The sequence below is a fragment of the Nocardia speluncae NBRC 108251 genome, from assembly GCF_001613245.1.
GTDB lineage: Bacteria > Actinomycetota > Actinomycetes > Mycobacteriales > Mycobacteriaceae > Nocardia > Nocardia speluncae.
This window is the reverse complement of sequence record NZ_BDBZ01000041.1, coordinates 62,039-88,107: the sequence shown is the minus strand read 5'-3', so window position 1 is coordinate 88,107 and position 26,069 is coordinate 62,039. Positions and strand designations below refer to the sequence as shown.

Sequence of the window (26,069 nt, the reverse complement as noted above, 5' to 3'; positions counted from 1 at the left end):
ACCTGACCTCACAATCCGAGGATCGAGGAGGCGATGATGGTGCGCTGCACCTCGCTGGAACCTCCGTAGATGGTTGTCTTGCGGTAGTTGAGGTAGCTGGGGCCGCTGCGCTGCGCCCATTCGGGTGAGGCGATATCCGCGGCGCCGACCGGCAGGGCGTCCGGGCCGGCGATATCGAGCAGGAGTTCGGTGGCCGCCTGCTGCAGTTCCGAACCGCGCATCTTCAGCACCGACGAAGCCGGATTCGGCTTGCCCTCGATCGAATTCGAGACCACGCGCAACTGGGTGAGTTCCAAGGCGAGCAGTTCGTTTTCCAGTTCGGCCACGCGGGCCGCGAACAGCGGATCCTCGAGCAGGGTGCCCGAACCGGATCTGGTGGCCGCGGCGTACTCCTTGGCCACCCCGATCCTCACCTTGGTGCGGCCGACGGCGGTGATACCGGTGCGTTCGTTGCCGAGCAGGAATTTGGCGTAGGTCCAGCCCATGTTCTCCTCGCCGACCAGTTGATCGGCGGGGACCCGCACGTTTTCGAAGAAGACCTCGTTCACCTCGTAGCCGCCGTCGATCAGTTTGATCGGGCGGATCGTGACGCCGGGGGTTTTCACGTCGAAGAGCAGCATGGAGATGCCGGCCTGCTTCTTCGGGGCGTTGGGGTCGGTGCGGACCAGGCAGAAGATCCAGTCGGCCCACTGGCCCAGCGTGGTCCAGATCTTCTGGCCGTTGACGATGTAGGAGTCACCGTCACGGACGGCGGTGGTGCGCAGCGAGGCCAGGTCGGAGCCGGCGTCGGGTTCGGAGAAGCCCTGACACCACCAGATGTCGAGGTTGGCGGTTGCGGGGAGGAAGCGCTTCTTCAGTTCTTCGGAGCCGAACTGGGCGATGACCGGGCCGATCATGGTGGCGTTGAAGGTCAGCGGGTCGGGCACGCTGGCCAGCTGCATCTCGTCCTGCCAGATATGGCGCTGCATGGGTGTCCAGTCTTTGCCGCCCCATTCCACCGGCCAGTTCGGTACGGCCAGGCCGTGCTCGTTGAGGATCCGGTGGGCCGTCACGACGTCCTCACGGGACAGCTCGTGACCGTATTTCACGCGTTCCCGGATCTCGGCCGGGATCGCGGTGGTGTAGATCTTCCGCAGCTCGTCACGGAAGGCGGCCTCGTCGGGAGACAGAGTTAATTTCATACACATCTCCAAGTATGTCTCGATTGTCCCGGCATAAAACTTACACCCCTCACCAATCCTGCCGTGTCGAGTGCATCACATACAGCTACCGCCTGCCCCCGATAACGCGGGCCGAGAGCCGAGTGTGACCCGGCGGTGCCCCGCCGGTACTGGTAGCTTGCAGCGGTGGGCGGGGGATTGCCGGTGCGTCCGGTCTGCCATCGCCGCGAGCGGATATAGGGAGTTCAGCAGTGCACAACAAAATCGTCGCGCGAACCGCGGCCGCAGCGGCCGCTCTCGGTATCGGTGCCGCGCTCACCTTCACCCCGGCGGCCGCCACACCCGAACCCGAACCCACGCCCGGCGAAACCGCGCTGACCGCCCTCACCGAGCAGACCGCCGCCGATCCGGCCGCCCGCCCCGGTGTGGACGCGCTGCGCAGCTACCACGACATCGTGGCCGCCGGCGATATCAGCACTATCGGCGCCTACGCCCCCTTCGTCTACGCGGCCCCGACCTTCGGCTGCGGCAGCAACGGCGTGATCACCACGACCTTCGCGGCCGCCACCGCCAACGGCCCCAGCATCAACCTGAGCGGCACCCCCGGCACCCTGACCTTCCACGCCACCCCGCGGCATTCCGGCATTCCGCAGAGCTCGGGCCTGGTGGTCGCCTGGATCAATATCAACAACGGTCGCGCCGGGCTGGACGTACTCAGCGATGTCACCGAGTTCGGCACTGCGTCCCTGTCGCGGACCGTCGACAGCGGGCCGGGGACCGTCCTCGCCTCTATGTGGGGAACGGTCGGCTACCCGGGTGCGCTCTGTGTGATGACCCCCACTGTCGGCTTGTTCTCCGTGCCGGACCAGCCGCCGGCCCCACCCGCACCTCGGACTCCGGCCCCGCAGTCGGTGCCTGCGGCTCCCGGACAGCCGGGCGCCCCGGCTCCGGCGCCCCAGCCCGCCACGGCTCCGGCGTAACCACCCCACCGGACCGCCGCCCGCCGCGGTGACGGCTCGGATATTCGAAGTCCGGGACCGGGCTTACCGGACAGATCACACAGGTGACCGGCCGTTGCCGCCGCGTTCTCGGTGCCGCGGCGGGTGCTCGATCGCCCGAATGGCCGGTCGCGGGAACACGACATCGGAGTAGTGCCGGCGGCGGTAGAACACCCGCTCAGCTGGAAATCGGCATCCCGGCCGGCACCTCCAGGTGTGCCGGCCGCGAACACCTGGGCATTCTGCACGGGGCCTTTTGTGGCCGGTCGGTGGATCGTGCCGTGATGTCGGCGGGCCTTTCGGTTCTTTGCCAGAATTCGATCATGGGGTTTTTCGAAGGCGCGCGCGGACGCCTGCACTATCGGCATCGACCGGTCGGTGGGGCTGTTGCCGCGTTGGCCCTACTGCCTGGTTCGGGGCAGCACAGCGGGCACTATCACGAGTTCGCGCGCCGGTTGAACGACGACGGGATCGAGGTGTGGACGCTGGATACCGCCGGGCAGGGGCTCAGTGAGGGGGATCCCGATCGGCCGGTCCGCTTGGCCGACCTCGTGGACGATGCGGCGCGTTTCACCGGAGTCGTCCGCGAGAGCATCCCTGATCTGCCATTGACTCTGATGGGTCATTCACTGGGGGCGATCACGGCGCTCGCCGTCCTCGGCGCAGCGCGGCCACCGGCCGACGGCCGTATGACACCGCAATCCGCCGACTACCCTCGCGAGCCGGTGTCGGATGCCCGCGACCTGGCCGGGCTGGTGCTGTGCGGCACCCCGCAGCGGGCGCTCGGCGGTACCGCCACACAGGCCGCACCGCTGCCGCGGGTCTTGGCGGTGCACGGGGTCGACGACCGCCGGGCGCCGATCGAGGCGGTGCGCGACTGGGCGCGGCGCCATGATTCGGTGGAGCTGCGCGAGTACCCGGACGCGGGACACGATCTGCTGCACGAGCGCGTGCGCGGCCGGGTCGCGGCGGATATCGTGCAATGGACGCGGGAGATCGTCGCGGGGCCGGCCCGGCGATGACGAGAGTCGGCGGAACAGGAAGGGGGTTCGGCTATGCAGCCGAATACGATTGCGGCGCTCGGCTCGGCAGTCGGCGACGGAGAGCTGTGGATCGATGAAGTTCTGGTCGCCGAGGGGGCGCCCGAGCGCTGCGCGCTGCGCTATGAGCAGCTGGCCGACCAGGTGGATGCGCAGATCGAGACTCTCGGCGGGGCTCGCTCCATGCCGGGTTTCGGAGGATTCGATTCCGGTGCGGCCCTGCGCGGTGGTTTCGAGGGCAAAGCGGGTGACGCGATAGTGGCGCTGCGTGATTACGCGAGCGCGGCGCGGCAGCTCGCACATACCTTCCGGAGCGCGGCGGCAGCCTATCAGCACACCGATTCCGAGGTCGCGGCCGCGATCGGCGCCACGCAGGCAGGGGTGCCCGGTGCGTGAGCTACCGCGGACGGGGCTTCGGAGCGCCCACAACCGAGTGGATCCCGATTACGCGCCGACGGTCGAGGTTTTCGACAACCTGACCCATGAGCAGATCCATGCCGGGGTATCGCGGCTGGATCCGTCGGCCCTGCAGACCGGTGGCCAGCTGTGGCAGGATGCGGCGAGCGGGCTGAACGATGCTGTGACACAGGCGCATACCGAGATCCGCGGCGCGATCTCCGACGGCTGGCGTGGCGCCGCGGCGGGACTCGCCGGCGCGGCTGTCCGGGATTTCGAGGCCGCCGGCCGGCAACTCGCCGATGTGCTGACCACGGTGGGGCACCGGCTGGGTCAGGCGGGGGACGCCGCGGAAACGCTGCGTACCGGTATCGGCGAACCGTCCGGGGTTCGGCCGGATCTACCGGCGGCGCTCCTGGATCCCCATGCGGCGACCGGCAATATCGCCGGCCAGCAGGCGGCCGAGAGTGAGCGTGCGGACGCGGTACGGGTGATGGAAAGCGTCTACCTCGGCGCCTTCATCCCGACCGGATCGCAGGTTCCCGCTTTTCCCGATCTGCCCGAATCAGGGCCGGCTGCACCGGATGTGCCCACCTCGGCCACCACACCCGCCGGAACCGCGAACGGCGTGAGTTCGCCGGTGGGGAAGGTTGTTTCGTACCCATCGGGGCCTGCCGCCGAGGCGCCCGGCGGACCGGCTTTCCCGGAAGCAACCGCAGACGATCCGGCCACCGCGGAGACACCTCCCCTCCCCGCAACGCCCGGCGTTGCTATGGCCGCACCAGCGCCCGCCCATGCGGATCCGCATCAGCCACAGGCCACCACCAGTGCCGGAACACAACTGCCGAATCCCGCGCCCGCGCCCGCAGCCGCAGCCGGCGGTAGTGCGCCGGTGGCACCGGCGAGCTCGCCGGGCGCACCCGTGTTCGCTGTGCCGGTCCGTCCCGCCGGGGCGGGGTCGGGATCCGACAGCGAACGTGATCGCGAGGAGCACCAGCGCAGTTCGAGTGGTGAAGCGATCACCGGGATGGGCGCCGGCGCGATCGGCGGCATGATGGGTGGCGCGATGGCGGCCGATAGCGTGCGCTCGAATTCGCCGGCGGCGCCGGTACGCACCGAGCCGTCCGCCGACGAGGACGACGACCTCCATTTCGGGGACGACGAGCTCACCTTCCTGGAAGAAGCCGAGCCCGGCGGGCAACTGATCGGAACCCTCGAACCCACCACCCCGCCGGTCCTGGGCGAGTGGACAGAAGCCGGGTGAATTGGATTCTCACCCCGGATCAGTTGGCGCTGGCCTGGGAACAGACGGTCGGCGATCGCCTCCCTTACCCGCTGGCGGTGCGGTTGTCCGCTCGGGATTCCGGCGAGCGGGCGGCCCAGCTAGCTGTGCTGCGGGACTGGTGTGACACCACTCTCGACGCAGATCTGGAAGCGGCTCTGCGAGTGCTGGCCGCTCCGGAGGTGAGTGTGTCGGTGTTCGGACAGGACGGCGCGGGGGCGCCCACCACCCGTGTACTGGGCGCGTCGGCCGGGCATATCGGCGTCGTCGCCACGCAGCGTCCGTGCGCGGAACCGGATCGAGGTGGCGATATCCGGATCGTGGCCGGGGCCGCCACATCCTTGCCCGTGCGCGTTGTCGCCGCGCTACCGGCCGCCCCGGTCGGTAGCGGGGCACGGTTGCGCGCGCCGCGGGCGGAGGTCGTACGCGACGGCCGGGACCGGGTGACAGTGCCGGTCGCCGGCCCCGCCGTGGCAACCCGGATCCGCCAACGCCTGAAACAGCCGCGCGACGGGATCGGTCAGCTCGTCGTCTCCGTGCACCGGCCGGCCAGGACCGACCCGTTCGGTGTGCTGTGCTGGATCGATATCGCCGGGGACGGCCGTTATGCGATCCATACCGGCACGATGGTCGATATCGCCGCTGTCGACGCCGAGCGATTCACGAATTCGCTGCGGCCCATGGTGGCCGGGGCCCAGCGGGCGATTTCCTACGCTGAACTCTGACGGCGCCGGATACGCGTTCCGGGAGGCCGGGACTCAGCCGCCGAAACCCGGAGGGACGGCGGGGACGATCGCGATGGTGGGGACGAGTGCACCGGATTCCGGCTCGGCGGTCTCGGACGGAAGTCCGAAGGGTGTGGATTGTCCGTACCCCGGTGCCGGTGGAGTGGCGGTCGTACGGGCCGGTTCGGTGCCCGGAATGGGTTCGCTTCCCAGGGACTCGGTAGTGGACGGAGGTTCGGGCGCGACCGGTGTGCCGGTTACTCCGGGTGTTGCCACCGTTGTAGTGGATACCGGGGCCGGCGGGGTGACCTCGGTGCCCGTGGGTGGGGGTGGCGAGATCGGTGATTCGCTGTGTGCCGGTGCGATTTCTGTGACCGTCGGCGGGCCGGCGGCCGAATCCTGCTCCGGTGTGGGCGACGGGCCCGGGGTGGCCGAAAGTGTGGCGCGGGTGCTGGTCTCGTCGCCCTCGGTTGTCTCGCCGGGGCTGGTCGATGAGGTGGCCGAGATCTGGTATTCCGGTGGCAGCGTGCGCCGCGGCGGCGGTTCGGGAGCCATCCGCCAGCTGGGGGACGGCGGAATCAGAATCTGGGCGACCGTGGTGCCGGTCGGATCCGCGTAGCGTGCCTGTTCGACAGCCTGGGGGCCCGAGTGGATCGGTGGTGGTGGCACATAGGTGTCTTCCTGGCCGACCCCGCAGGCGCCGATGAACACCAACCCGAGGGAGACCGCACCGGCGGCGGCCAGGGGCCCGGCGACCTTCGTTTTGCTGTCCATCGGTGACGCTCCTGTGATAAGTCAGTGGCCTCACCTTAATCGAGGGTGCCCGGTGGAACTACCCCCCGCCCTGCCGATTCCGCTGGTTACCGTGTGTAAGGTCCGCTCGCGGCGGGTATATCAGGTATCGAATTGATATCGGCCGCGTGTCGCATGCTTGTGTTGCGTAACAATCGTCGGGTTGTGGCCTTAGCGTGTGTTGCGGAAGTGACGCATGGGACACCGGAGTCCGCGGTGCCGACGCACCGCAGTGGTAGGCGCTGCACGATTTCCGGATCGGCGCCATCGAGGAGTAGATGATGGGAGACCAGACCACCACCGATCTGCCCGGCGCGGTAGGGGTGCCCGATACGCGGAAGGCGGATGCGGAGCCGGTGGTGACCGGCTCATCCGGCTCATCCGGTTCCGGGGTAACGGTGGCTAGAGTTCTCGGCTGGCTGGTTTTCGCCGCAGGACTGGGGGCGGCGGTCTACGGAATCGCCACGCTACATGTCGTGATCAGTGTTATCGGTCTCATCCTCGCCTGTACCGCGGGTCTGACCTTGCTCAAGTTGCGGGCGGATGGTCCTGGCCCCGAACCCGAGGTTCGAATCGCCGGCTGATCGGTCCGGGCCTGGTAGCCGGTGCCAGCGATCGTTCGCCGAATGGCCGGTGGGACCTGTATCCGTGAATCCTTCGCTCTGTCTGTGTCTACTGTGCGCACTGAGTGGGACACGTGTCCGGTCAATATTCTGAACACCTGAGGGGCGGTCTTCCGGTCGACACCCTGCTGCCCCCGGGCTGTCGAGCCGGGTAATCGGACGTTTGCCCGACTAGGCCGTCGTGGGTATTTTGGGCTCCGGTCGGGACGGATCAGGAGGAAGAAAAGAAGATGATCGAAGCCGGGTCCGCGGCCCTGAATCTGGCGAATCTCGTCACGAACATTGCCGCAAATGTGACCTATATCCTGCAGGCCTGGGGAGTTCTCTGAGAGTTTGCCGATAATGCGGCGGGGCGTCCGGCGGGCGCCCCGCCGCATTGCGTCCGGGTGCCGTCGACCTCCGGCAGGTGCCTGCCCGGATGCCCCGGACCCACGCGGCGCCACCGTGGGGCGGATAACGTATGCGGCATCGTGCATCACCGCATGACCGCCCCGAGAGGAGACACAGTGCCCCAGCAGGTTCGAGGTGTTATCGCCCGCAGTCCCGGCGCCCCGGTCGAACTCGTCCCTATTGTCCTGCCCGACCCCGGACCGCGCGATGTGGTGGTGAAAGTCCAGGCCTGCGGCGTATGCCATACCGACCTGACCTATCGCGAAGGCGGGATCAACGACGAATTCCCGTTCCTGCTCGGCCATGAGGCCGCCGGTGTGGTGGAGACCGTGGGTTCGGCGGTAACCCACGTCGAGCCGGGCGATTTCGTGATCCTGAACTGGCGTGCGGTCTGCGGACAGTGCCGGGCCTGTAAACGCGGGCGGCCCTGGTACTGCTTCGACACCTTCAACGCCAGTGTGCCGATGACGCTCGAGGACGGTACCGAACTCACTCCCGCACTCGGCATCGGTGCGTTCGCCGACAAGACGCTGGTACACGAGGGGCAGTGCACCAAGGTGGATCCGGACACCGATCCCGCGGTCGCCGGGCTGCTGGGCTGCGGTGTGATGGCCGGACTGGGCGCCGCCGTGAACACCGGCAACGTCGGCCGGGGTGATTCGGTCGCGGTGCTGGGTTGTGGCGGCGTCGGCGATGCCGCGATCGCCGGCGCCCGGCTGGCGGGCGCGAGCACCATCATCGCCGTGGACACCGACGCCCGGAAATTCGACTGGGCCCGCGAACTCGGCGCGACGCATACCGTCGACGCGTCCGCCGCGGATCCGGTCGAGGCGATCCAGGAGCTCACCGGCGGCTTCGGGGCCGATGTGGTGATCGACGCGGTCGGCCGGCCCGAAACCTGGAAGCAAGCGTTCTACGCCCGCGACCTGGCCGGCACCGTAGTGCTGGTCGGTGTCCCGACACCCGATATGAAACTCGAGATGCCGCTGATCGATTTCTTCAGCCGTGGCGGATCGCTGAAATCGTCCTGGTACGGAGACTGCCTGCCCGAACGCGATTTCCCGATGCTGATCGACCTGTATCGCCAGGGCCGGCTCCCGCTGGAGAAGTTCGTCACCGAGCGGATCGGCCTGGACGCGGTCGATCGGGCCTTCACCACCATGCACAGCGGTGCTGTGTTGCGTTCGGTGGTGGTCCTGTGACAGCGCGGGTGGAGCGGATCGTCACCGAAGGCCAGTTCTGCCTGGACGGCGGTTGCTGGGATGTGGCGAACAATATCTGGCTGGTCGGCGACGACAGCGAGGTAGTGATCATCGATGCGGCGCACGACGCCCAGCCGATCCTAGACGCGGTGGCCGGTCGCCGAGTGACCGCCGTAATCTGCACCCACGCCCACAACGATCACGTGACGGTGGCGCCCACCCTGTCGGCGGCCACTGGTGCACCGATCCATTTGCACCCCGCCGACGATGTGCTGTGGCAACAGACACATCCCGGTGTCGAATACCGCGTGCTGGCCGACGGCGAGGTCTTCGAGATCGCCGGTACGCAACTGCGAGTCCTGCACACACCGGGCCATTCCCCGGGCTCGTGCTGTCTGCACCTGGCGGACGCGGGCACGGTTTTCAGCGGAGACACGCTGTTCGAGGGCGGTCCGGGCGCGACCGGGCGCTCGTATTCGGACTACCCGACCATCCTGGCGTCTATCAACGATGTCCTGTTCGCGCTGCCGGACGAGACCGTTGTGCACACCGGCCACGGGCCGGACACCACTCTCGGCGCCGAACGCGCCAACGTGCCGGCGGCTCCGTAAGCGTGGCGTGCGAGCGGTAGGGGATGTCGGTAGGCACCCCTATCGCCTGCACATGCGGGTAGCGGCATTTCGCCGGGCTCGCCGGTGGTAGGAGCCGCAATCGTGATGGCACAGGGGCGCTCAGTCCGAATTCGGGCTTGTTCGATCCGGGTGCACGGTGCACCCGGATCGCGTGCCTGGGGCAGCCGGGCCCGGCGCAGCGTCAGGTGCGCGGTTCCAGAACGAAAATCGGGATCTTACGTTCCGTCCAGGACTGGTAGCTGGCGAAATCCGCGTACAACTCGAGCAGTTGCGGCCACAGCCGTTCGCGTTCGGTGTCCTCGGCGAGGCGGGCGCGGACCGAGGTCCGGTCCTTGCCGACCTGGATCGTGGTATCCGGCTGTGCGACCAGGTTGTAGTACCACTGCGGGTTCTTCGGTAGCCCGCCCTGGGAGGCGACGATGACGGTATTCGCGCCGTCGCGCAGGTAGAGCAGCGGGATCGTGAACTGCTTACCGGATTTGCGGCCGGTATGGTCGAGCAGCAGCGTAGGCACCGGATTGCGGAACCCCGCCCCGACGCGCCAATTCCCGCCGATGCGGCCACCGGTGCGTTTGTACGCCCAGGTGTTGACCTTGGACATGTATTTGATGATCGTGGGAACCAGGGACGAGTCGAGTTGTTTGGGCCGGTCCATCAGTTTTACCGAAGCTTTCTTCCGCTGCTCAGCGCAGGATCAACAGGGCCGATTTCTCGATGAGGTCGGCGATATCGGCGTAGGACGCGTACCCCATCCCGGCCCGTACCAGTGCGCCCGCGTAGACGAGTTCCAGGGAGACGACGATTTCCGGATCGGCGCCGGGGCCGAGGGCACGCTCTATCCGGGTGCGGATCTCCAGGCCGATCCGGGCCCGCAGATGCGCCACATCGGGGTCGCGGCCCAGCAGGGCGCTGGTGACCGCACCGGCGACTTCCTGATCGTCGGCGACCAGCAGGGCGATGGAGCGCAGTTCGGCCACCACCCGCACGGTGGGGTCGGGATCGTGGCTGACCGGGGAATCCGCCGCCACGAGCCGCCGCCAGAAGATCTCGGCGACGAGGTGCTCTTTGGACGAGAAATAGGTGTACGCGGTGGCGGTACCCACACCGGCCGCGGCGGCGACCATACGAATGGTCATCCCCGCGAAGCCTTCGCGCGTGAGCACCTCCACCGCCGCCTTCGTCAGTTTGTCGACCGTATCGGCCTGTTTCGCGGACAGGCGGCGACGGGTCGCTTCGACGACGAGAGGTTCACCTTCGGACATGTGCCTGAATGTACCGTTTCACGTTTTCGCGACCGCAATCCCGGCCCGGCGGCCGTAGAAGCTGCCGTCGCCCAGGGATGTTCCGCTGGCGTAGCCGCCCGCGCAGACGCCGGAGGTGCAGCGACCCGCGGCGAACAGGCCGGCGATCGGCCGGCCGTCGACATGCAGAACCCGCGAATCCAGGTCGGTGCGTAAACCGCCCAGGGTGAATCCCGCGGTGAAGTTGCGCATATCGAAGGCCGCGAACGGTCCCTCGAGCGGTTTGGTCCACTCCGGTTTCTTTCCGAGCAGCGGGTCCTTGCCGTTCTCGGCGTGCTTGTTGTAGAGCTCGACGGTGGTCTGCAGGGCGAGTTCGGGCAGGCCGATATCGGATTCGAGTTCGGCGACGGTTTCCGCGGCCCAGGTGGGCGGCTGCCGGAAGAACGGGGTGGAGGTCTCGGTGGTGAGCGATTCCTCGTAGGCGGCTTCACCGATGATCAGATACGCCTGATTCTCCTGATGGAACAGCGTCATCTGACCGATCCGGCCCGGATAGGTGTCCTCCGGGACGTAGCGCTGCCCGCGGGCGTTGACGAGGATGCCGCGCGCCATCATCTGCGGGTCTCCGAAGAACGCGACCTCGGTGGCGTCCATATGCGCCAGATCGGCGCCCAAAGCCTGGGCCAGCCGGATGGCAATACCGTCGTGCTCCTCGATGGCGGCACCCGGGCGGCCGATGAGCCGCGGTGCGAAACCTTCGATCATCTGGTCGTGATAGGCGAAACTGCCCGTGGCCAGCACGACCCCGTGTTCGGCGCGGATGGTCAGCTCCTTGCCGTACTGTTTGGCCACCACGCCGACAACCCGGTCGCCGTCCACGATCAACCGCTGGATCCGGGTGTCGTATTCGGCCGTCACACCGAGCTTTTCGGCGGTTTCGGCGAGCGGTTTCATCAGCATGTAGCCGCCGCCCTTGGAACCCGTCCGCTTGTTCGTCATCTGCGGAACGTGTCCGCGCGGCGCCGGGTCCGCGATGGTGTTGAACGGGGCGGCGTTCTCGCCACCGGAATACATGAGGCCCTCGTCGTGCGGCGGTTCCCAGCCGGGTTCCCCCCAGAACTCCTCCTTGAAGGGAACACCGTTGGCGACCAGCCATTCGTAGTGTTCGACGCTGCCGCGGCAGTAGTCGGCGATCTTTTCCCGGTCGGCTCCGGGCCCGAGGGCGGCGACCATGAATTTCTCCATGTTCTCCGGACTGTCCTCGAAGCCCAGTGCACGCTGCAACGGTGTTCCGCCGCCGAGGTAGATGAACCCGCCGGCCAAGGCCGCCGCCCCACCCCAGCCGCTGGTGCGTTCCAGGATCAGAACCTGCGCCCCGGCCCGCGCAGCCTCGATCGAGGCGCAGACCCCGGCGATCCCGTAGCCGGCGACGACCACGCCGGTGGTGCGGTCCCATTCGGTGACCTCGGTGGCGGACAGCGGTCGGAGGGTGGTGGCGTCGGCCATTATTCGGATTCCTTACTGTCGTCGGGCGCCGTGAGGGTGGCATCCTGCTGCCCGGCAGCGGTGCCCTCCTGCCCGGCGATGCTGCCACGGGAAGCCCCCGCAGTGCCCGACCGGTCTCGCTGAGCGGCGGGGGCGGGTTGCCATCCGGCCGAGATCTCGCCTTGCCCGACCCCGAGCCCGTCGCCGAAACGCGACAGCGCAAGGGTGGCCAGCGGGAGCTCGGTGCCTACCCGGCCGCCGAGCTCCAGCGCCAGGGACAGATCTTTTTCGCCGAGTTCGCGGACGTGCGTGAGGATCGGCAGCCAGAAGTCGCCTTCTGCGATAGGTGCGGTGGTATCGCGCAGCATGATCGAACCGGCGCCGCCGGTCACCGCGTCCGAATGGCGGACCACCTTGCCGAGCGCGGTGATATCGAGTCCGGCGGCCTCGGCCAGTCGCTGCGCCTCGGTGGCGGCGGTGAACGAGATGAAATGCAGCAGGTTGCGGGCCAGCTTCATGCGCGTACCGGCCCCGACCTCGCCCGCGTGCACGACCAGATCGGCGAAGCAGCGGAAGGGTTCCCGCGCAGTGGCCACGGCGCTTTCGCTGCCGCCGGCCATCACCGCGAGCCGTCCGCTGTTCGCGCCCGCGGCGCCGCCGCTGATCGGGGCGTCGACCAGCTCCACGCCGCGTTCGGTGCACAGCCGGGCGAATTCGACGGCCGATTCGTCGCCGATAGTGGAGTGCACGGCCACCACGGTGCCCGGCGCGGCAGTGCTCAACACGCCGTTCTCGCCGGTCAGTACGGTGCGGACCTGCTGGTCGTTCACCACTGCGATACAGATGACACCGCATTTCGCGGCGAGCTCGGCCGGGCTGCCGGCGGCCTCGGCGCCGGCCTCGGTGAAGGGCTGCACGGCCTCGGGCCGGGTATCGCAGACAGTGAGCCCGCCGGACCAGTCCAGCAGCTTCTTCGCCATCGGCGCGCCCATATCGCCCAGGCCGATGAAACCGACCCTGGTGGCGCCGCTCATCAGCGGATCACCTGACCGCCGTCGACGCAGAAAATCTGTCCGGTAACCCATTTCGCATCGTCGGAGAGCAGGTACAGCAGGGCGCCGGCCAAATCTTGCGGGGTGCCCATCCGCTTGAGCGGCAGCCGGCTGACCATGTCCTTGACGATGCTCTCGGGCGTGGTGGTCTTGGTGGCCTCGGTATCGGTGGGGCCGGGGGCGATCGCGTTGATCCGGATATTCGAGCCGCCGAGTTCGGTCGCCAGCTGCTGGGTGAGGCCGTTGATCCCGACCTTGGCCAGGCCGTAGAAACCGCTGTATACGTAGGCGGCCGTCGATGATTGGTTCACAATCGAGCCGCCCCCGTTCGCGGCCATGTTCTGCCATACCGCGCGGGTCATCACCAGCGCGCCGTCCAGGTTCACCGACATGAACTTCTGGTAGTAGTCCCACGGCACGGTGAGCAGCAGATCCAGTTTCATCCCGCCGTAGATGGCGGCGTTGTTGACCAGATGGTCGATTTTGCCGTACTTCTCGATGGTGAAATCGGCCAGTGCCCCGGCCGATTCCGGATCGGAGACGTCGACCGGATGAAACGATGCGGTGCCGCCGTCGGCCACGATCTTGTCGGCGACGGCTGTACCGCCCTCGGCGTTCAGGTCCGCGACGACGACGGATGCGCCTTCGGCAGCCAGCGCCTGCGCGTAGACCTCGCCGATACCGCGGGCGGCGCCGGTGACGATGGCGGTGCGACCGGTGAAACGAGCCATGGGATGGAGCTCCTCGCTGCTGTGGAAAGCCTGGTGGGGAAGTAGTTTCGGATTACTGCGCGGCTACTGTGCGGTCCGTGTACCACGGCTACTGTGCGGTCGCGACGAGCTTGGTCTCGAGGTACTCCTCGAAGCCGGCGGCCCCCATCTCGCGGCCGATACCGGACTGTTTGTAGCCGCCGAACGGGGCGTCGGCGCTGTACCACATACCGCCGTTCACGCCCAGGGTTCCGGTGCGCACCCCGTCGGTGATCCGCCTGATCCGCTCGGGGTCCTTGCCCCAGACCGCGCCCGACAAACCATAGGGGGAATCGTTGGCGATCCGGACCGCGTCGTCGTCGCCGTCGTAAGGCAGCACCACCAGGACCGGACCGAAGATCTCCTCCTGGGCGGCCTTCGCACTGTTGTCGAGGTCGGCGATCACGGTGGGTTCGACGAAGAAGCCGCGCTCGTGTTCGGCCGGGCGTCCGCCACCGGTGACGATGCGGCCGCCGTCGGCGCGGGCACTGTCGATATAGCCGAGCACCCGCGAGCGCTGGCGGTCGGAGATCACCGGACCACAGACCGTGCCCGGGGAGGTGGGATCGCCGGGACGGATTCCGCTCATGGTGGCCGCGACGGCCTCGACCGCTTCGTCGTACCGGCCGCGGGGCACCAGCAGCCGGGTGGTCAGGGCGCAACCCTGGCCGGCGTGGACGCACAGCGAGAAACCGGCGTAGCTCACGGCGGTGGCAAGGTCGGCGTCGTCGAGCACGATGAAGGCGGATTTGCCACCCAGCTCGAGGAAGGTCTTCTTCAGATTCGACGCGGCCGAGGACATGACGGCGCGCCCGGTACCGGTGGAGCCGGTGAAACTGATCAGATCGACGCGGGGATCGCCGGAGAGCTGGGCGCCCAGACCGTGATCGGACGAGGTGACGATATTGACCACACCGGGCGGGATATCGGTTTCCTCGGTGATGATCGAACCGAGCGCCGCCGCGCACCACGGGGTGTCGGGGGCCGGTTTCAGGACGATGGTGTTGCCCGCCGCCAGGGCCGGGCCGAGTTTCGCGAAGTTGATCTGATGCGGGAAGTTCCACGGCGTGATCGCCCCGACCACGCCGACCGCCTCGCGCCGGATCACGCGGTGGGTGCTGATCCCCATCGGGGCCGCTACGCCGAGTTCGGTTTCCCATTCATAGTCCGCGGCCAGCCGGGCGGCGAAGCTCAGATCCTCGATCGGGCCCTCCAGCTGCGGGCCGCTGGTGAACATGATCGGGGCGCCCACCTCGGCGATGGTGATCTCGCGTAGTTCTTCCGCATGCGCTTTCAGTGCCGCCTGCAGCTGTTCCAGGCAGCGCACCCGGAAGGCATGGTCGCGGGACCAGCCGGTCTCGTCGAAGGCGGTGCGGGCGGCGGCGATGGCGGCGTTCATATCGGCCGCGTCTGCGTCGGCCGCGGTGCCGATGACCTCTTCGGTCGCCGGATTCACATTGTCGAACACGCCGTTGCCGCCGGCGACGAGGCTACCGCCGATCAGAAGCCGGGAGCTGTCGCCGGGCAGAAGACTGTTCATGAAAGACCCCAATACTGTCTGGACAGGTGTACGGAATATAGTCCGGACTCTTCTGGTAGTGCAAGAACCCGTTCTATCCCAGGTGGCTCTTCGTCGATCGTGACCGATGTTGTCCGGCGCTGTGGGGTGAGGCGGAATGTGGTGTCGGCCGCCGATGACCGTCCCGTTCGACCGGTTGATTCTCGTACGATCATTGTCGCGGCGCCGCGCCGCTGGTACCGTCCAGACACATGTCCAGCTATGTGTCTCCCCCTGGCGGTTGCACCGCCCTGTCCGGCGAGAACTCGTTATCGAAACAGAGGTGGATCCGATGACGGCAGCATCGTTGGAGCCGGTGACGTTCGACCCGTACGACTACGTCTTCCATGAGGACCCGTACCCGACGTACGCCCGGCTGCGCGCGGAGGCCCCGCTCTATTACAACGCGCAACTCGATTTCTACGCGCTGTCCAGGCATACCGATGTGACAAACGGCTTCCGCCTCGCGACACAGTTGTCCAACGCCAACGGCGTCTCCCTCGACCCGGCCGCCTGGGGCCCCGACGCCCATCGCACCATGTCGTTCCTCGCCATGGACGATCCCCGGCATATGCGGATGCGGCGCCTGGTGTTCAAAGGTTTCACGCCGAAACGGGTCGCGGATATGGAAGCGCGTATCCACGAGCTCACCGTCGAATACCTGGTACCTGCCCTCGAACGCGGTGAATTCGACTGGATAGAGGAAGTCGCCGGCAAACTGCCGATGGATGTCATCTCCGAGATGATGGGCGTACCGGCCGCCGATCGCGCCGAGATCCGCCGCATGGCCGATATGGTCATGCACCGCGAGGACGGCGTCACCGACGTCCCGGATTCGGCGATCGAGGCCTCGCTGAACCTGGTCGTCTACTACGCGAACATGGTCGCCGAACGTCGCGAGCACCCCACCGACGATCTCACCTCCGCGTTGCTGGACGCCGAAATCGACGGCGATTCGCTCACCGACGACGAAATCATCGGCTTCATGTTCCTGATGGTCGTCGCCGGTAACGAGACCACCACCAAACTGCTCGGCAATGCCCTGTACTGGGCATCCCGCAACCCGGAGCAGTACACCAAGGTCGCCGACGATCCGGAACGCGTCTCGGATTGGGTCGAGGAGACCCTGCGCTACGACACGTCCAGTCAAATGGTCGCGCGGACGGCCACCGAGGACCTCGAATACCACGGCAAGGTGATTCCGGCCGGTGCCAAAGTGCTGCTGTTGATCGGCTCGGCCAACCGGGACGCGGAAGTGTTCGACGACGGCGACAGTTTCGATCTCGACCGCGTCGAAAAAGGTAACCTCGCCAGCTTCGGCGCTGGTGTGCACTTCTGCCTCGGTGCCCATCTGGCCCGGTTGGAGGCCACCGTCGCCCTGCGCGAATTCGCCTCGCGCGTCAAGTCCTACCGGGTGCGCGAGGACGGCATCGAACGCGTGCACTCGAGCAATGTGCGGGGCTTCGCCAAGCTCCCCATCACCGTGGAGGTGCGGTAATGCCCCGGTTCGAACCCCATCCCGAGAAGCGGCCCGCCATTGTTGCCGGTGCGTCGTCCGGCATCGGCGCGGCCACCGCGGTGGAACTGGCTGCACAGGGACATCCGGTGGCGCTGGGCGCGCGCCGGGTGGAAGTGCTCGAGGATCTGGCCGGCAAGATTCGCGCGGACGGCGGGACCGCGTTCGCGCACCGGCTCGACGTCACCGACCAGTCCTCCGTAGACGACTTCGTGGCCGCGGCCGAAGAGGCGATCGGGCCCACCGAGATCCTGGTTTCCGGGGCCGGCGATATCGAATTCGGCCTCATCCAGGACATGGCCCCCGCGGATTTCGCGCATCAGGTGCAGATCCATCTGATCGGCGCACACCGGATGGCGCATGCGGTCCTGTCCGGCATGACGGCACGCCGCCGCGGCGATGTGGTGCTGATCAGCTCCGACTGCGCGCCGCATCCGCGACCGTGGAACGGTGCGTACAGCGCGGCCAAAGCCGGGGTCGAGGCCATGGTGCAGCAGCTGCGGATGGAACTCGAGGGCACCGGAATCCGCGCCTCGCTGGTACGGCCGGGTCCGACGGTGACCGGTATGGGGATGAATGCCGCCCCCGAGGTCGTGGGCCCACTGCTGGAGTCCTGGCAGTCGTGGGGGCTGGCCCGGCATCCGTACATGCTGCGCGCGAGCGATCTGGCGCGCGCGGTCTCGGCGGTCGTGGGCACCCCGCGTGGCGCGCACCTGGTGCTCGTCGAGGTGCAACCGGAAGCGCCGCTGCGGTCGCTGCCGGAAGACGGAAAGGAATCCTGATGACAACCGCACTGCCCCCGGGTTTCGATTTCACCGACCCCGGCCTCTGGGAACAACGCAGCCCGGTCGAGGAATTCGCGATGCTGCGGCGAACCTCCCCGGTGTGGTGGAACGCCCAGAGCGACGAAGCCTCGGGTGGTTTCAACGACGGCGGGTACTGGGTGGTCAGCACCCTGGAAGACGTCAAGGAACTGTCGCGCAACCCGGAACTGTACTCGTCGCAGCAGAAGGGTTCCATCGTCCGGCTGCCCGGCGATATCACCCCGGATCAGATGGAACTGACCGGTGCGCTGCTGGTGAATATGGATCCGCCCAAACACTCCAAGGTGCGCCGGATCGTCTCCAAGGGTTTCACCCCGCGCGCGGTGGAAGGGTTGCGTGAAGCCCTCACCGAGCGGGCGCACAAGATCGTGTACGAGGCGAAGAAGGCCGGCGGCGGCGATTTCGTCACCCAGGTCGCCTGTGAACTGCCTCTGCAGGCGATCGCCGAACTGCTCGGGGTGCCGCAGGAAGACCGGCGCAAGGTGTTCGACTGGTCGAACCAGATGCTCAACTACGACGACCCCGAATACGGCGATCCCACCGTCGCGTCCGCGGAGATCCTGGGCTACGCCTGGAATATGGCCGAGCAGCGCCGGGGGTGCCCGGCCGACGATATCGTCACTCAGCTGGTGAACGCCGACGTCGACGGTGAGGGCCTGGCTTCCGACGAGTTCGGTTTCTTCGTCATCCTGCTCGCGGTCGCCGGCAACGAAACCACCCGTAATGCCATTACGCACGGAATGAAGGCGTTCGTGGACAATCCGGAACAGTGGCAGCTGTACCGGGAACAGCGCCCGCGCACCGCGCCGGACGAGATTGTGCGCTGGGCCACCCCGGTAACCGCGTTCCAGCGCACCGCCACCGCCGATCATGTGCTGGGTGGGCAGGAAATAAAGAAGGGGCAGCGCCTCGGATTGTTCTACAGCTCCGCCAATTTCGACGAGGCCGGCTTCGAGAAGCCGTTCTCCTTCGATATCCTGCGCGACCCCAATCCACACGTCGGATTCGGCGGGACCGGCACCCACTACTGTGTGGGCGCCAACCTCGCGCGGCTGGAAATCGACCTGATGTTCAACGCGATCGCCGATGCCATGCCCGACCTGGTATCGGTATCCCATCCGGTACGGTTGCGTTCGGGGTGGATCAACGGGATCAAGAGTTGGCAGGTGCGCTACGAATGAACGTCCGAGATATTCCGGTGAACACGCTGTCCGGTTCGGCGACCACGCTCGGTGAGCTGGTGGGTGACCGGGCGGTCCTGCTGGTCAATGTTGCGTCGAAATGTGGTCTGACCCCGCAGTACAGCGGTCTCGTCGAATTGCAGAAAACTTACGGCGACCGCGGTTTCAGCGTCGTCGGCTTCCCGTGTAACCAGTTCATGGGTCAGGAGCCGGGGAGCGCCGAGGAGATCGAGCGGTTCTGCTCGACCACCTACGGGGTCGATTTCCCGCTGCTCGAGAAGGCCGATGTGAACGGTGACGGCCGGCATCCGCTGTACCGGGAGGTCGTCGAGACCCCTGACGCGGAGGGCGCCGCCGGCGATGTGCAGTGGAACTTCGAAAAGTTCCTGATCAGCCGCGACGGGACCGTGGCGGGCCGATTCCGGCCGACCACCGCACCGGATGCGGACACGCTGGTCGCGGCGATCGAGAAAACGCTGTAACCGATGCCGTAACGGCTTATGATCGAGGCCCGTTCACCCCAGTGGTGAGCGGGCCTTTTTCACTTTCTACCTGCGAAGATGTCGTGCCGCGGCGAATTTCGGGCGTAATCGGCGAAAACCGTACCGGCCGGGTTGAATCACCCATAACATGGACAACTGTCTGGACATAATTCCGGTTCAGTTCGGCGCAACGGGGTGCCGAACAGCGCAAGGCAGGTGAGTGGTGGTACCCGTACACACCCGGTCCGATCGGCACACGACGACACGGCGCAAGATCTGGAACGCCGTGCAGTACAAGCTCGCGGCGCTGGCCATGATGCTGGTGCTGGTCCTTCTCGTGGTGGTCTCGCTGACGATGTTCCTCGGGGGCTTCACCCCGGAAAAGCACGTCGCCGTGCTGGTCCCGCGCAGCGGTCTCGTCATGGATCCCGATGCCAAGGTGAAATTCCGCGGTGCAGAAGTAGGCCGGGTGGGCACGGTCGAAAGCGAGAACGGGGAGGTCCGCCTCGAACTCGATATGAACCCCGACCTCATGGGCCTCGTCCCGGCAAACGCACTCGTGGATATCCGTTCCACCACTGTGTTCGGCGCCAAATACGTGAACTTCGTCGAACCCGCCGACCCGGCGGGCCGGCTGCGGCCCGGACAGGTACTGCGCGGTGAATCGGTGACCGTCGAATTCAACACCCTGTTCGAACGGCTCACCGAAGTGCTCGAGATGGTGGAACCGGCGAAACTCAACGCCACCCTCACCGCCCTCGGCACGGCCCTGCAAGGCCGCGGCGAGCGGCTCGGCGACCTGCTGGTGAACGCCGACCGGCTGCTACGCGAAATCAACCCGAGCATGCCCGCGCTGCGCCACGACTTCCAGGCCGGCGCCCACGTAACCAACCTCTACGCCGATACCGCCCCGGCCCTGCTCCGCACCGTCGACAACGCCACCGCCCTCAGTCACACCCTCACCGACAACGAGCAGAACTTCGACAGCCTGCTGCTGGAGACGATCGGCCTGGCCGACACCACCGGTGCGGTGCTCGCCGAGAACGAACAGAATCTCGGCACCGCACTGGACCTGCTCCGGCCCACCACCGAGCTGTTGAACACCTACCGCCCCGCACTGGACTGCACGATCCGCGGCCTGGCCACCGCGATGCCGCTGGCCGAGGACCTGGTCGGCGGCCGCGTTCCCGGCGCGTCCTTCAATGCAGGCTTCATGTACGGCGCCGAGGCCTACAAGTACCCCGAAGACCTGCCCAAGGTGAATGCCACCGGCGGACCCCGCTGCGAAGGAGTGCTCAACCGGGTACCCGGCAGCCACGCCGACTACGTGGTTACCGACACCGCCGAGGTGCATCCGTACATCCCGTCGACCCGCATCTACCAAAACCACCAGACGGTGTTTCAGGTGCTCTTCGGCGGTCTGCCGGGGATGCGATGACCGGACGGTCCGCCGACGCGGTGCAGGCGACCGTGGCGAGAATGTAACCGCAGGTCAGGGCTGCTCATCCGGTCGACCGGGACCCGGGCGGACACACATTACGCCACCACACGGCTTATCTGTGAGCGCCGCCGGGTTGGGATGTACGGTCGGCCGGCGATGCGCCGGAGCACGAAGTTCGTCGCGTGGGCGACCCCGTGGACCACGGGCGGTGCGATGCCGCCTCACCCGGCGGCTCCGGTGGTACAGGAGGAGCCGGAGCCGGCCACCGGATCGAACGGTGTCTCGACGGGCCTATCGGTCGGTGGCCGGTAATGCATAGGAAACAGTGTCGCTCATCGTGCACCCGGCAGGTACGACCGGGTTTGCCCGGAAGGACGCAGATCACGCCGCGCCGGTCCCGGCCGGCCCCTGTGGACGGCCTCGAGCACGGCGGGGAGGCCACCTCGGGAGCAGGCCGCTGAGCGCCGGGGGTGTCGTAGCGTCGATCAGTGGCGCGTACCAGCCGGCCGCCGGCACCGATCGGGCCGTCGCCCGGCGCGAAGCCGGATCCGGGTTCGACCCCGCGGGTGTGCTCCTACCCGATATGTTCGCGGAGGTAGGCGAGATCCTCGGCCATACCTTCGGCCGGGGTTTCCAGCACCACCGGTGCGTCTGCGCTGCGGCACACCTCCGCGAGCAGTTCGGGGTCGATGGTGCCGGAGGCGAAATTGGCATGCCGGTCGGCGCCGGAATCGAAGGCGTCGCGCGAGGAGTTCAGGTGCACCAGGTCGATCCGGCCGGTGATTGCCCGGATCCGTTCCACCACACCCACCAGGTCTTCGCCGCCCGCCCACGCGTGGCAGGTGTCCAGGCAGAATCCGGCGCCGTATTCGCCGACCGCGTCCCACAGGCGGGCGATCGTATCGAAATGCCGGGCCATGGCGTGGTTTCCGCCGGCGGTGTTCTCGATCAGGATCGGCACCGCGAAACCGCCCTTGTCCTGTTGGCGTTCGAACAGTTTGCGCCAGTTGACGAAACCGGCCTCGATCTCCTCGTCGGACCGCACATGACCACCGTGCACGACCAGGCCGAACGCGCCGATATCGGCGGCTGCCTGCGCCTGCAGGGCCACCGCGTTGCGGGAAGGCATCCGCAGCCGGTTGTTCGTGCTGGCCACATTGATCTGATACGAGGAGTGGACCACCACATCGATCGGACTGGCGAGGATCTGCTCGGTGGCGGGATGGGGTACGGGTTTGTCCCAGCTCTGCGGATCCACCACGAACAGTTGTACGACATCGGCGCCGAGTTGCTCGCCGTACCCGATCGGGTCGCTGTCCATCCGGACGTGTGCTCCAATGCGCATACCGTCAGCCTATCGGCCGTCACCGACACCGGGCCCTCGCCTTGCGCCGGGGCGGTGCGGGAAGATACACCGGTAGAATCGTGCACGACCCGACGAGGGGGAATTCGGCGATGCTCCAGCCTGGTGAGGACTTCGCGGGCTATCTCATCCGACGACGCCTGGGTGTCGGCGGGATGGGGATGGTCTTCCTTGCCAGACATCCACGGCTGCCCCGGCTGGTGGCCCTCAAACTGCTCAACCCGGACCTGTACTCCGACAGGGAGATCCGGTTGCGCTTCGAACGCGAATCCGAACTGGCCGGCCGGCTCGAACACCCCAACATCGTTACCGTCTACGACCGCGGCGCCGAGGGAAAACAACTGTGGATCTCGATGCAGTATGTGCCCGGGGCCGATGCGTCGCTGGTGGACGTGCAGGTCCTGGATCCGCGCCGGGCGGTGCAGATCATCGCCGATACCGGGGTCGCCCTGGACTTCGCGCACGCCAACGGTGTGCTGCACCGGGATGTGAAACCGGGCAATATCCTGCTCGCCAAGCCGCCCATCGGGCAGCCGGAAAGGGTGCTGCTCACCGATTTCGGTATCGCCGGGGTGCGTGACGCCGAAACCACCATCGCCGCCGCCGATACCATCACCGCGACCCTTGCCTACGCTGCGCCCGAACAGCTCACGGGCGCGAAACTGGATCATCGCGGTGACCAGTATTCGCTGGCCTGCACGCTGTTCTGGTTGCTCACCGGATCCGGCCCGTATCCGGGCACCAACCCGGCCGAACTCATCCAGGCCCATCTCACCGCACCGGTTCCGCGGCTGAGCCGGATCCGGCCCGGGCTGCCGCCGCGACTGGACGAAGTCATGGCGCGTGCCCTGGCCAAGAATCCGGCGCAGCGATTCCTGAGCTGTGCCGAGTTCGCCGCCGCCGCTCAGCTGGCGCTGCGGCCTCCGGGTCCGCGTGGCGGGCGGGTTCCTGGGCCGGGCGTGCGCTTGCGTCCCGGACCCCGGCACGGCTCCGGCGGTCCCGTCCACGGTTCCGGGGAGTTCGGGCAGCCGGGCGGGCGGGGTGCGCCGCCGCCGTACCGGTCCACCGAGTACCGCCAGGCGGGAATGGTTCCGCCGCGGCACGCGTCCAGCGAATACCGGCAGCCGGGTCCGGCGATCCCATCGCACGGGTCCAGCGAATTCCGCCGGCCTCGTGGCGCCGGCCCGCAGCCCGGATTCGCCGGTAATCGCCCGCCGCCGAACGCAGGGCAGACCCCGCCCGCCCCGAACGAGTTCCGGCCACCCGGCCCTGGGAATCGTGGCCCCGGCGACCTCCCCCGCCCGGTCGATCCGCCCCGCGCGCAACCCGCAGACCCCGCGGTCATCGATCTGCCCGGCTTCCGCCGTCGCCCGGGCACCGACCCGACCGATACGGGTGGTCCGCCGCCGCGCCCCGGCGCTACGCCCTGACCGGCCGACCATCGCAGTCCACCGGTCCGGCCGCTCCCGCCGGGACGAAAAGTGGGTCACCTCGTCGAGGGTGGAGCCTGCCGCGGATCCGGCCACAGCCGGCGCGGCAGTATGAATGGGCGGGTCCGACCCGGCGAAGCCGATCCCCGCGCCGGGCGCGGTGGGCGTCTCGCGTGCTGGTTTGCCCGGAGGCGAGAGCCGTCGGTGCAGCATCGACTCCTGCTATGGTTTCGATGATTTCGCGTGACCGAACCGCTGCGGTCCGGTCACGCTTTTCGTCTACGCAGGTGCTGCCGGTGGGTCCCGGTGGCGTGGCGGGAATTGGAGCGGACATGCTGGCCAACGGCGATGTTTTCGCCGGCTATGTCATCGACCGGCAACTCGGCCGGGGTGGGATGGGCTCGGTCTACCTGGCGAAACATCCGCGACTGCCGCGGATGACGGCGCTGAAACTACTGAATCGGGAGATGTTCTTCGATAAGGAGGTGCGCGCCAGATTCGAACGGGAGGCCGATCTGGTCGCCCGCCTCGACCATCCCAATATCGTCACGGTGTACGACCGCGGCCTCGAAGACGAGCAGCTGTGGATCTCCATGCAGTACATCGACGGGATCGATGCCGCATCTGTCGATCCGCAGAAACTGCCACCCGAACGGGCCGTGCAGATCATCGCCGAAACCGCCTCCGCGCTGGACTACGCGCACGGTATGGGGGTGATGCACCGCGACGTCAAACCCGCCAACATCCTGTTGGCGCGATCCACCGGCGGCCGCGGCGAACGGGTCTACCTCACCGATTTCGGTATCGCGCGGTTGCGCGACGACACCGGGCATCTCACCCAGACCGGCACTTTCACTGCCACGCTGGCCTACGCCTCACCCGAACAGCTCACCGGCGCCGATCTGGACCACCGTTCGGATCAGTACTCGCTGGCGTGTTCGCTGTACTGGCTGCTCACCGGCAACGGTCCCTTCACTTCCACCAACCCGGCCGGCGTGATCCAGGGGCATCTGCAATCGCCGCCGCCGTCGCTGAGCGCGGCCCGGCCCGAACTGCCACCGTCGCTGGACGTGGTGCTGGCCAAGGCGATGGCCAAACGCCCGGACGACCGCTTCGCCTCGTGCAGTGAGTTCGCCGAGGCCGCGAAGCAGGCGCTGGCCTCTCCGGGGGCACCCGCTGTCCCGCCGCCGCCCACCGCGGTCGCGGCGACATATCAGCCGCCGAACGTCCCGTACAGCAGTGGCGCGAATCCGTATCCGAGCACCGCGGCGCCGCAGCCGTATGCCAGCGGCACCCAGGCCCAGCCGTATGCCGGTGGTGTCCAGCAGCCCCCGCCGTACGTCAGCGGCGTCCAGCAGGGGCAGCAGCCGCAGTACGCCGGTGGGTTCCAGCAGCAGCCGGTCGGGCCCGGCGTGGATATGCACCAGCAGCACTACGGGAGCGGGCCGGGATATCCGAACCCCGCCCAGCCGTACGGTGGCGGGTCGGGTGCCTACACCCAGCCCACCAGCTATCCACAGCCGATGGGGCAGATGCCGCAGGGCGGGCCGCCGCCGGCCAAATCGAATACCGGGCTCATCGCCGCCATCTGTATCGGTCTCGTGGTACTGATCGGCCTGGTGATCGGTGTCGTGGTCCTCGCCACCAGCGGCGACGACAGCGGCAACGGGAACCGGGCAGGGGCCGCCACCAGCACTCAGACCACCGTCGCCAAGGTGCCGGCCACCGCCGATTCGATCAGCAAAGAGTTCCCCCGGTTGGTGCCCGCGACCAAGGACGAGGAAATCGGCTACGACGGCGCGAAATGCTGGGAAACCGATGACGGCTACACCCCCACTCAGGACGACGGTGAACCCGATCTCGGAAAATGGGCCTGGCAGTGGCGCTGCTACGGCGGTGGCAACAATGAGGACCCGTTCTACCGGATCTACGTCTACGACTCCGCCACCGAGGTGGACTCGATTGTGAAGGGCCTGCCCGCCACGGCCGAGAAATCCAGCGATACCAACGGTGGCCGCACCTACACCAACTACAAATGGGACAGCGACGGCCCGAAAATGGTCACGGTGTTCACCAACCATCCGGAGCGGGCGCAGTACCTGATGTACACCGACGGCATCGTCGGCACCATCCCCGAGATGGTTACCTGGTGGAAGTCGGCACCACTGAACTGAGCTGTGTTTATTTGCGTCGCCTCCGTCGGCGCGGGTTTCGGCCCCCCGAGGTCGCTGCTGTCGGCACTCGATGTTCGCGGCTGCGCCGCATCGTCTCGAGCGCTGACAGCAGGGGCGGGCCGAAACCTTTCAGGGCCTCGCTGAACTCGGCGCCGCCGTTGGTTGCGTTGGGTTTTGCGGGGGCCTCGTTGAACTCGGCGGTGCCGCTGGGCACGTTGGGATACGTGTGGGCCTGTCACGGAAGAGTGACGCAAATGTCTGGCGGTGCGGCTACTCGAAGGCGTCGGGGGTGACACAACCCGCTACCAGAGGACGACGGTGCGAGCCCCGGGG

General features: G+C 67.4%; 24 protein-coding genes. 15 read left to right on the top strand and 9 right to left on the bottom strand.

Annotated elements, in window-relative coordinates:
- Positions 1-8: 8 nt before the first annotated feature.
- Positions 9-1,181 carry an acyl-CoA dehydrogenase family protein gene (locus NS6_RS30550; protein WP_068049345.1) on the bottom strand — a complete coding sequence of 391 codons (1,173 nt, stop codon included), beginning with the start codon at positions 1,179-1,181 and terminating at the stop codon, positions 9-11.
- 230 nt (positions 1,182-1,411) lie between these two features.
- Between NS6_RS30550 and NS6_RS30545 the strand changes: the two genes are divergently transcribed.
- From NS6_RS30545 to NS6_RS30525, 5 genes are all read left to right on the top strand, one after another.
- Positions 1,412-2,140 carry a hypothetical protein gene (locus tag NS6_RS30545; protein ID WP_068049286.1) on the top strand — a complete coding sequence of 243 codons (729 nt, stop codon included), beginning with the start codon at positions 1,412-1,414 and terminating at the stop codon, positions 2,138-2,140.
- A gap of 341 nt (positions 2,141-2,481) precedes the next feature.
- Positions 2,482-3,180: an alpha/beta hydrolase gene (locus tag NS6_RS30540; protein WP_068049284.1), complete on the top strand. Its 699-nt coding sequence runs from the start codon at positions 2,482-2,484 to the stop codon at positions 3,178-3,180.
- Positions 3,181-3,213: 33 nt separating this feature from the next.
- Positions 3,214-3,594, top strand: coding sequence for a hypothetical protein (locus NS6_RS30535; RefSeq protein WP_068049283.1), 381 nt, complete (start codon positions 3,214-3,216; stop codon positions 3,592-3,594).
- Between the two features lie 37 nt (positions 3,595-3,631).
- Complete coding sequence (locus tag NS6_RS30530) at positions 3,632-4,858, top strand: WXG100 family type VII secretion target (RefSeq protein ID WP_068049281.1); 1,227 nt, start codon at positions 3,632-3,634, stop codon at positions 4,856-4,858.
- Entirely contained in the window at positions 4,855-5,601 is a 747-nt protein-coding gene (locus NS6_RS30525; RefSeq protein WP_068049280.1) for an ESX secretion-associated protein EspG, read from the top strand. The genes NS6_RS30530 and NS6_RS30525 overlap by 4 nt, the downstream gene beginning before the upstream one ends.
- A 33-nt stretch (positions 5,602-5,634) precedes the next feature.
- Here the strand turns inward: NS6_RS30525 and NS6_RS30520 are convergent, their stop codons facing one another.
- Positions 5,635-6,375 (bottom strand): hypothetical protein, encoded by a 741-nt coding sequence (locus NS6_RS30520; protein ID WP_068049278.1) that lies wholly within the window; start codon positions 6,373-6,375, stop codon positions 5,635-5,637.
- Positions 6,376-6,671: 296 nt separating this feature from the next.
- On the opposite strand from NS6_RS30520, the gene NS6_RS36105 reads away from it, so the two are divergent.
- The 3 genes from NS6_RS36105 (at position 6,672) to NS6_RS30505 (ending at position 9,219) form a co-directional block, all read left to right on the top strand.
- A complete protein-coding gene (locus NS6_RS36105; protein ID WP_245669576.1) occupies positions 6,672-6,977 on the top strand; it encodes a hypothetical protein in 306 nt (101 codons plus the stop codon).
- A 545-nt stretch (positions 6,978-7,522) separates the two neighbouring features.
- Entirely contained in the window at positions 7,523-8,608 is a 1,086-nt protein-coding gene (locus NS6_RS30510) for an S-(hydroxymethyl)mycothiol dehydrogenase (RefSeq protein ID WP_068049274.1), read from the top strand.
- Positions 8,605-9,219 carry an MBL fold metallo-hydrolase gene (locus NS6_RS30505; protein WP_068049272.1) on the top strand — a complete coding sequence of 205 codons (615 nt, stop codon included), beginning with the start codon at positions 8,605-8,607 and terminating at the stop codon, positions 9,217-9,219. The genes NS6_RS30510 and NS6_RS30505 overlap by 4 nt, the downstream gene beginning before the upstream one ends.
- Before the next feature lie 202 nt (positions 9,220-9,421).
- On the opposite strand, the gene NS6_RS30500 is transcribed toward NS6_RS30505, so the two are convergent.
- The 6 genes from NS6_RS30500 to NS6_RS30475 form a co-directional block, all read right to left on the bottom strand.
- The gene (locus tag NS6_RS30500; RefSeq protein WP_068049270.1) at positions 9,422-9,895 is read right to left on the bottom strand and encodes a nitroreductase family deazaflavin-dependent oxidoreductase; all 474 of its coding nucleotides are present in this window, start codon (positions 9,893-9,895) and stop codon (positions 9,422-9,424) included.
- 28 nt (positions 9,896-9,923) lie between these two features.
- Complete coding sequence (locus NS6_RS30495; protein WP_068049269.1) at positions 9,924-10,502, bottom strand: TetR/AcrR family transcriptional regulator; 579 nt, start codon at positions 10,500-10,502, stop codon at positions 9,924-9,926.
- An 18-nt stretch (positions 10,503-10,520) separates the two neighbouring features.
- On the bottom strand, positions 10,521-11,987 hold the full coding sequence (locus NS6_RS30490; RefSeq protein WP_068049267.1) for an FAD-dependent oxidoreductase: 1,467 nt from the start codon (positions 11,985-11,987) through the stop codon (positions 10,521-10,523).
- Positions 11,987-13,000, bottom strand: coding sequence for an NAD(P)-dependent oxidoreductase (locus tag NS6_RS30485; RefSeq protein ID WP_084471555.1), 1,014 nt, complete (start codon positions 12,998-13,000; stop codon positions 11,987-11,989). Before NS6_RS30485 ends, NS6_RS30490 begins: the two co-directional genes overlap by 1 nt.
- Positions 13,000-13,749, bottom strand: coding sequence for an SDR family oxidoreductase (locus tag NS6_RS30480; RefSeq protein WP_068049265.1), 750 nt, complete (start codon positions 13,747-13,749; stop codon positions 13,000-13,002). Before NS6_RS30480 ends, NS6_RS30485 begins: the two co-directional genes overlap by 1 nt.
- Positions 13,750-13,837: 88 nt before the next feature.
- The gene (locus NS6_RS30475) at positions 13,838-15,307 is read right to left on the bottom strand and encodes an aldehyde dehydrogenase (protein ID WP_068049263.1); all 1,470 of its coding nucleotides are present in this window, start codon (positions 15,305-15,307) and stop codon (positions 13,838-13,840) included.
- A 310-nt stretch (positions 15,308-15,617) separates the two neighbouring features.
- Between NS6_RS30475 and NS6_RS30470 the strand changes: the two genes are divergently transcribed.
- The 5 genes from NS6_RS30470 to NS6_RS30450 all read left to right on the top strand — a co-directional run bounded on the left by NS6_RS30470 (position 15,618) and on the right by NS6_RS30450 (position 20,766).
- Positions 15,618-16,823, top strand: coding sequence for a cytochrome P450 (locus tag NS6_RS30470; RefSeq protein ID WP_068049341.1), 1,206 nt, complete (start codon positions 15,618-15,620; stop codon positions 16,821-16,823).
- Positions 16,823-17,623: an SDR family oxidoreductase gene (locus NS6_RS30465; RefSeq protein ID WP_068049259.1), complete on the top strand. Its 801-nt coding sequence runs from the start codon at positions 16,823-16,825 to the stop codon at positions 17,621-17,623. The genes NS6_RS30470 and NS6_RS30465 overlap by 1 nt, the downstream gene beginning before the upstream one ends.
- On the top strand, positions 17,623-18,846 hold the full coding sequence (locus NS6_RS30460) for a cytochrome P450 (RefSeq protein ID WP_068049257.1): 1,224 nt from the start codon (positions 17,623-17,625) through the stop codon (positions 18,844-18,846). The genes NS6_RS30465 and NS6_RS30460 overlap by 1 nt, the downstream gene beginning before the upstream one ends.
- A complete protein-coding gene (locus tag NS6_RS30455) occupies positions 18,843-19,328 on the top strand; it encodes a glutathione peroxidase (RefSeq protein ID WP_068049255.1) in 486 nt (161 codons plus the stop codon). Before NS6_RS30460 ends, NS6_RS30455 begins: the two co-directional genes overlap by 4 nt.
- A 313-nt stretch (positions 19,329-19,641) precedes the next feature.
- Entirely contained in the window at positions 19,642-20,766 is a 1,125-nt protein-coding gene (locus tag NS6_RS30450) for an MCE family protein (protein ID WP_068049339.1), read from the top strand.
- Positions 20,767-21,343: 577 nt separating this feature from the next.
- Here the strand turns inward: NS6_RS30450 and NS6_RS30445 are convergent.
- On the bottom strand, positions 21,344-22,114 hold the full coding sequence (locus NS6_RS30445; RefSeq protein WP_068049253.1) for a deoxyribonuclease IV: 771 nt from the start codon (positions 22,112-22,114) through the stop codon (positions 21,344-21,346).
- A 110-nt stretch (positions 22,115-22,224) separates the two neighbouring features.
- On the opposite strand from NS6_RS30445, the gene NS6_RS30440 reads away from it, so the two are divergent.
- Positions 22,225-23,562 (top strand): serine/threonine-protein kinase, encoded by a 1,338-nt coding sequence (locus tag NS6_RS30440; protein WP_068049251.1) that lies wholly within the window; start codon positions 22,225-22,227, stop codon positions 23,560-23,562.
- Positions 23,563-23,894: 332 nt separating this feature from the next.
- Entirely contained in the window at positions 23,895-25,736 is a 1,842-nt protein-coding gene (locus tag NS6_RS30435) for a protein kinase domain-containing protein (RefSeq protein WP_068049249.1), read from the top strand.
- Positions 25,737-26,069: the final 333 nt, after the last annotated feature.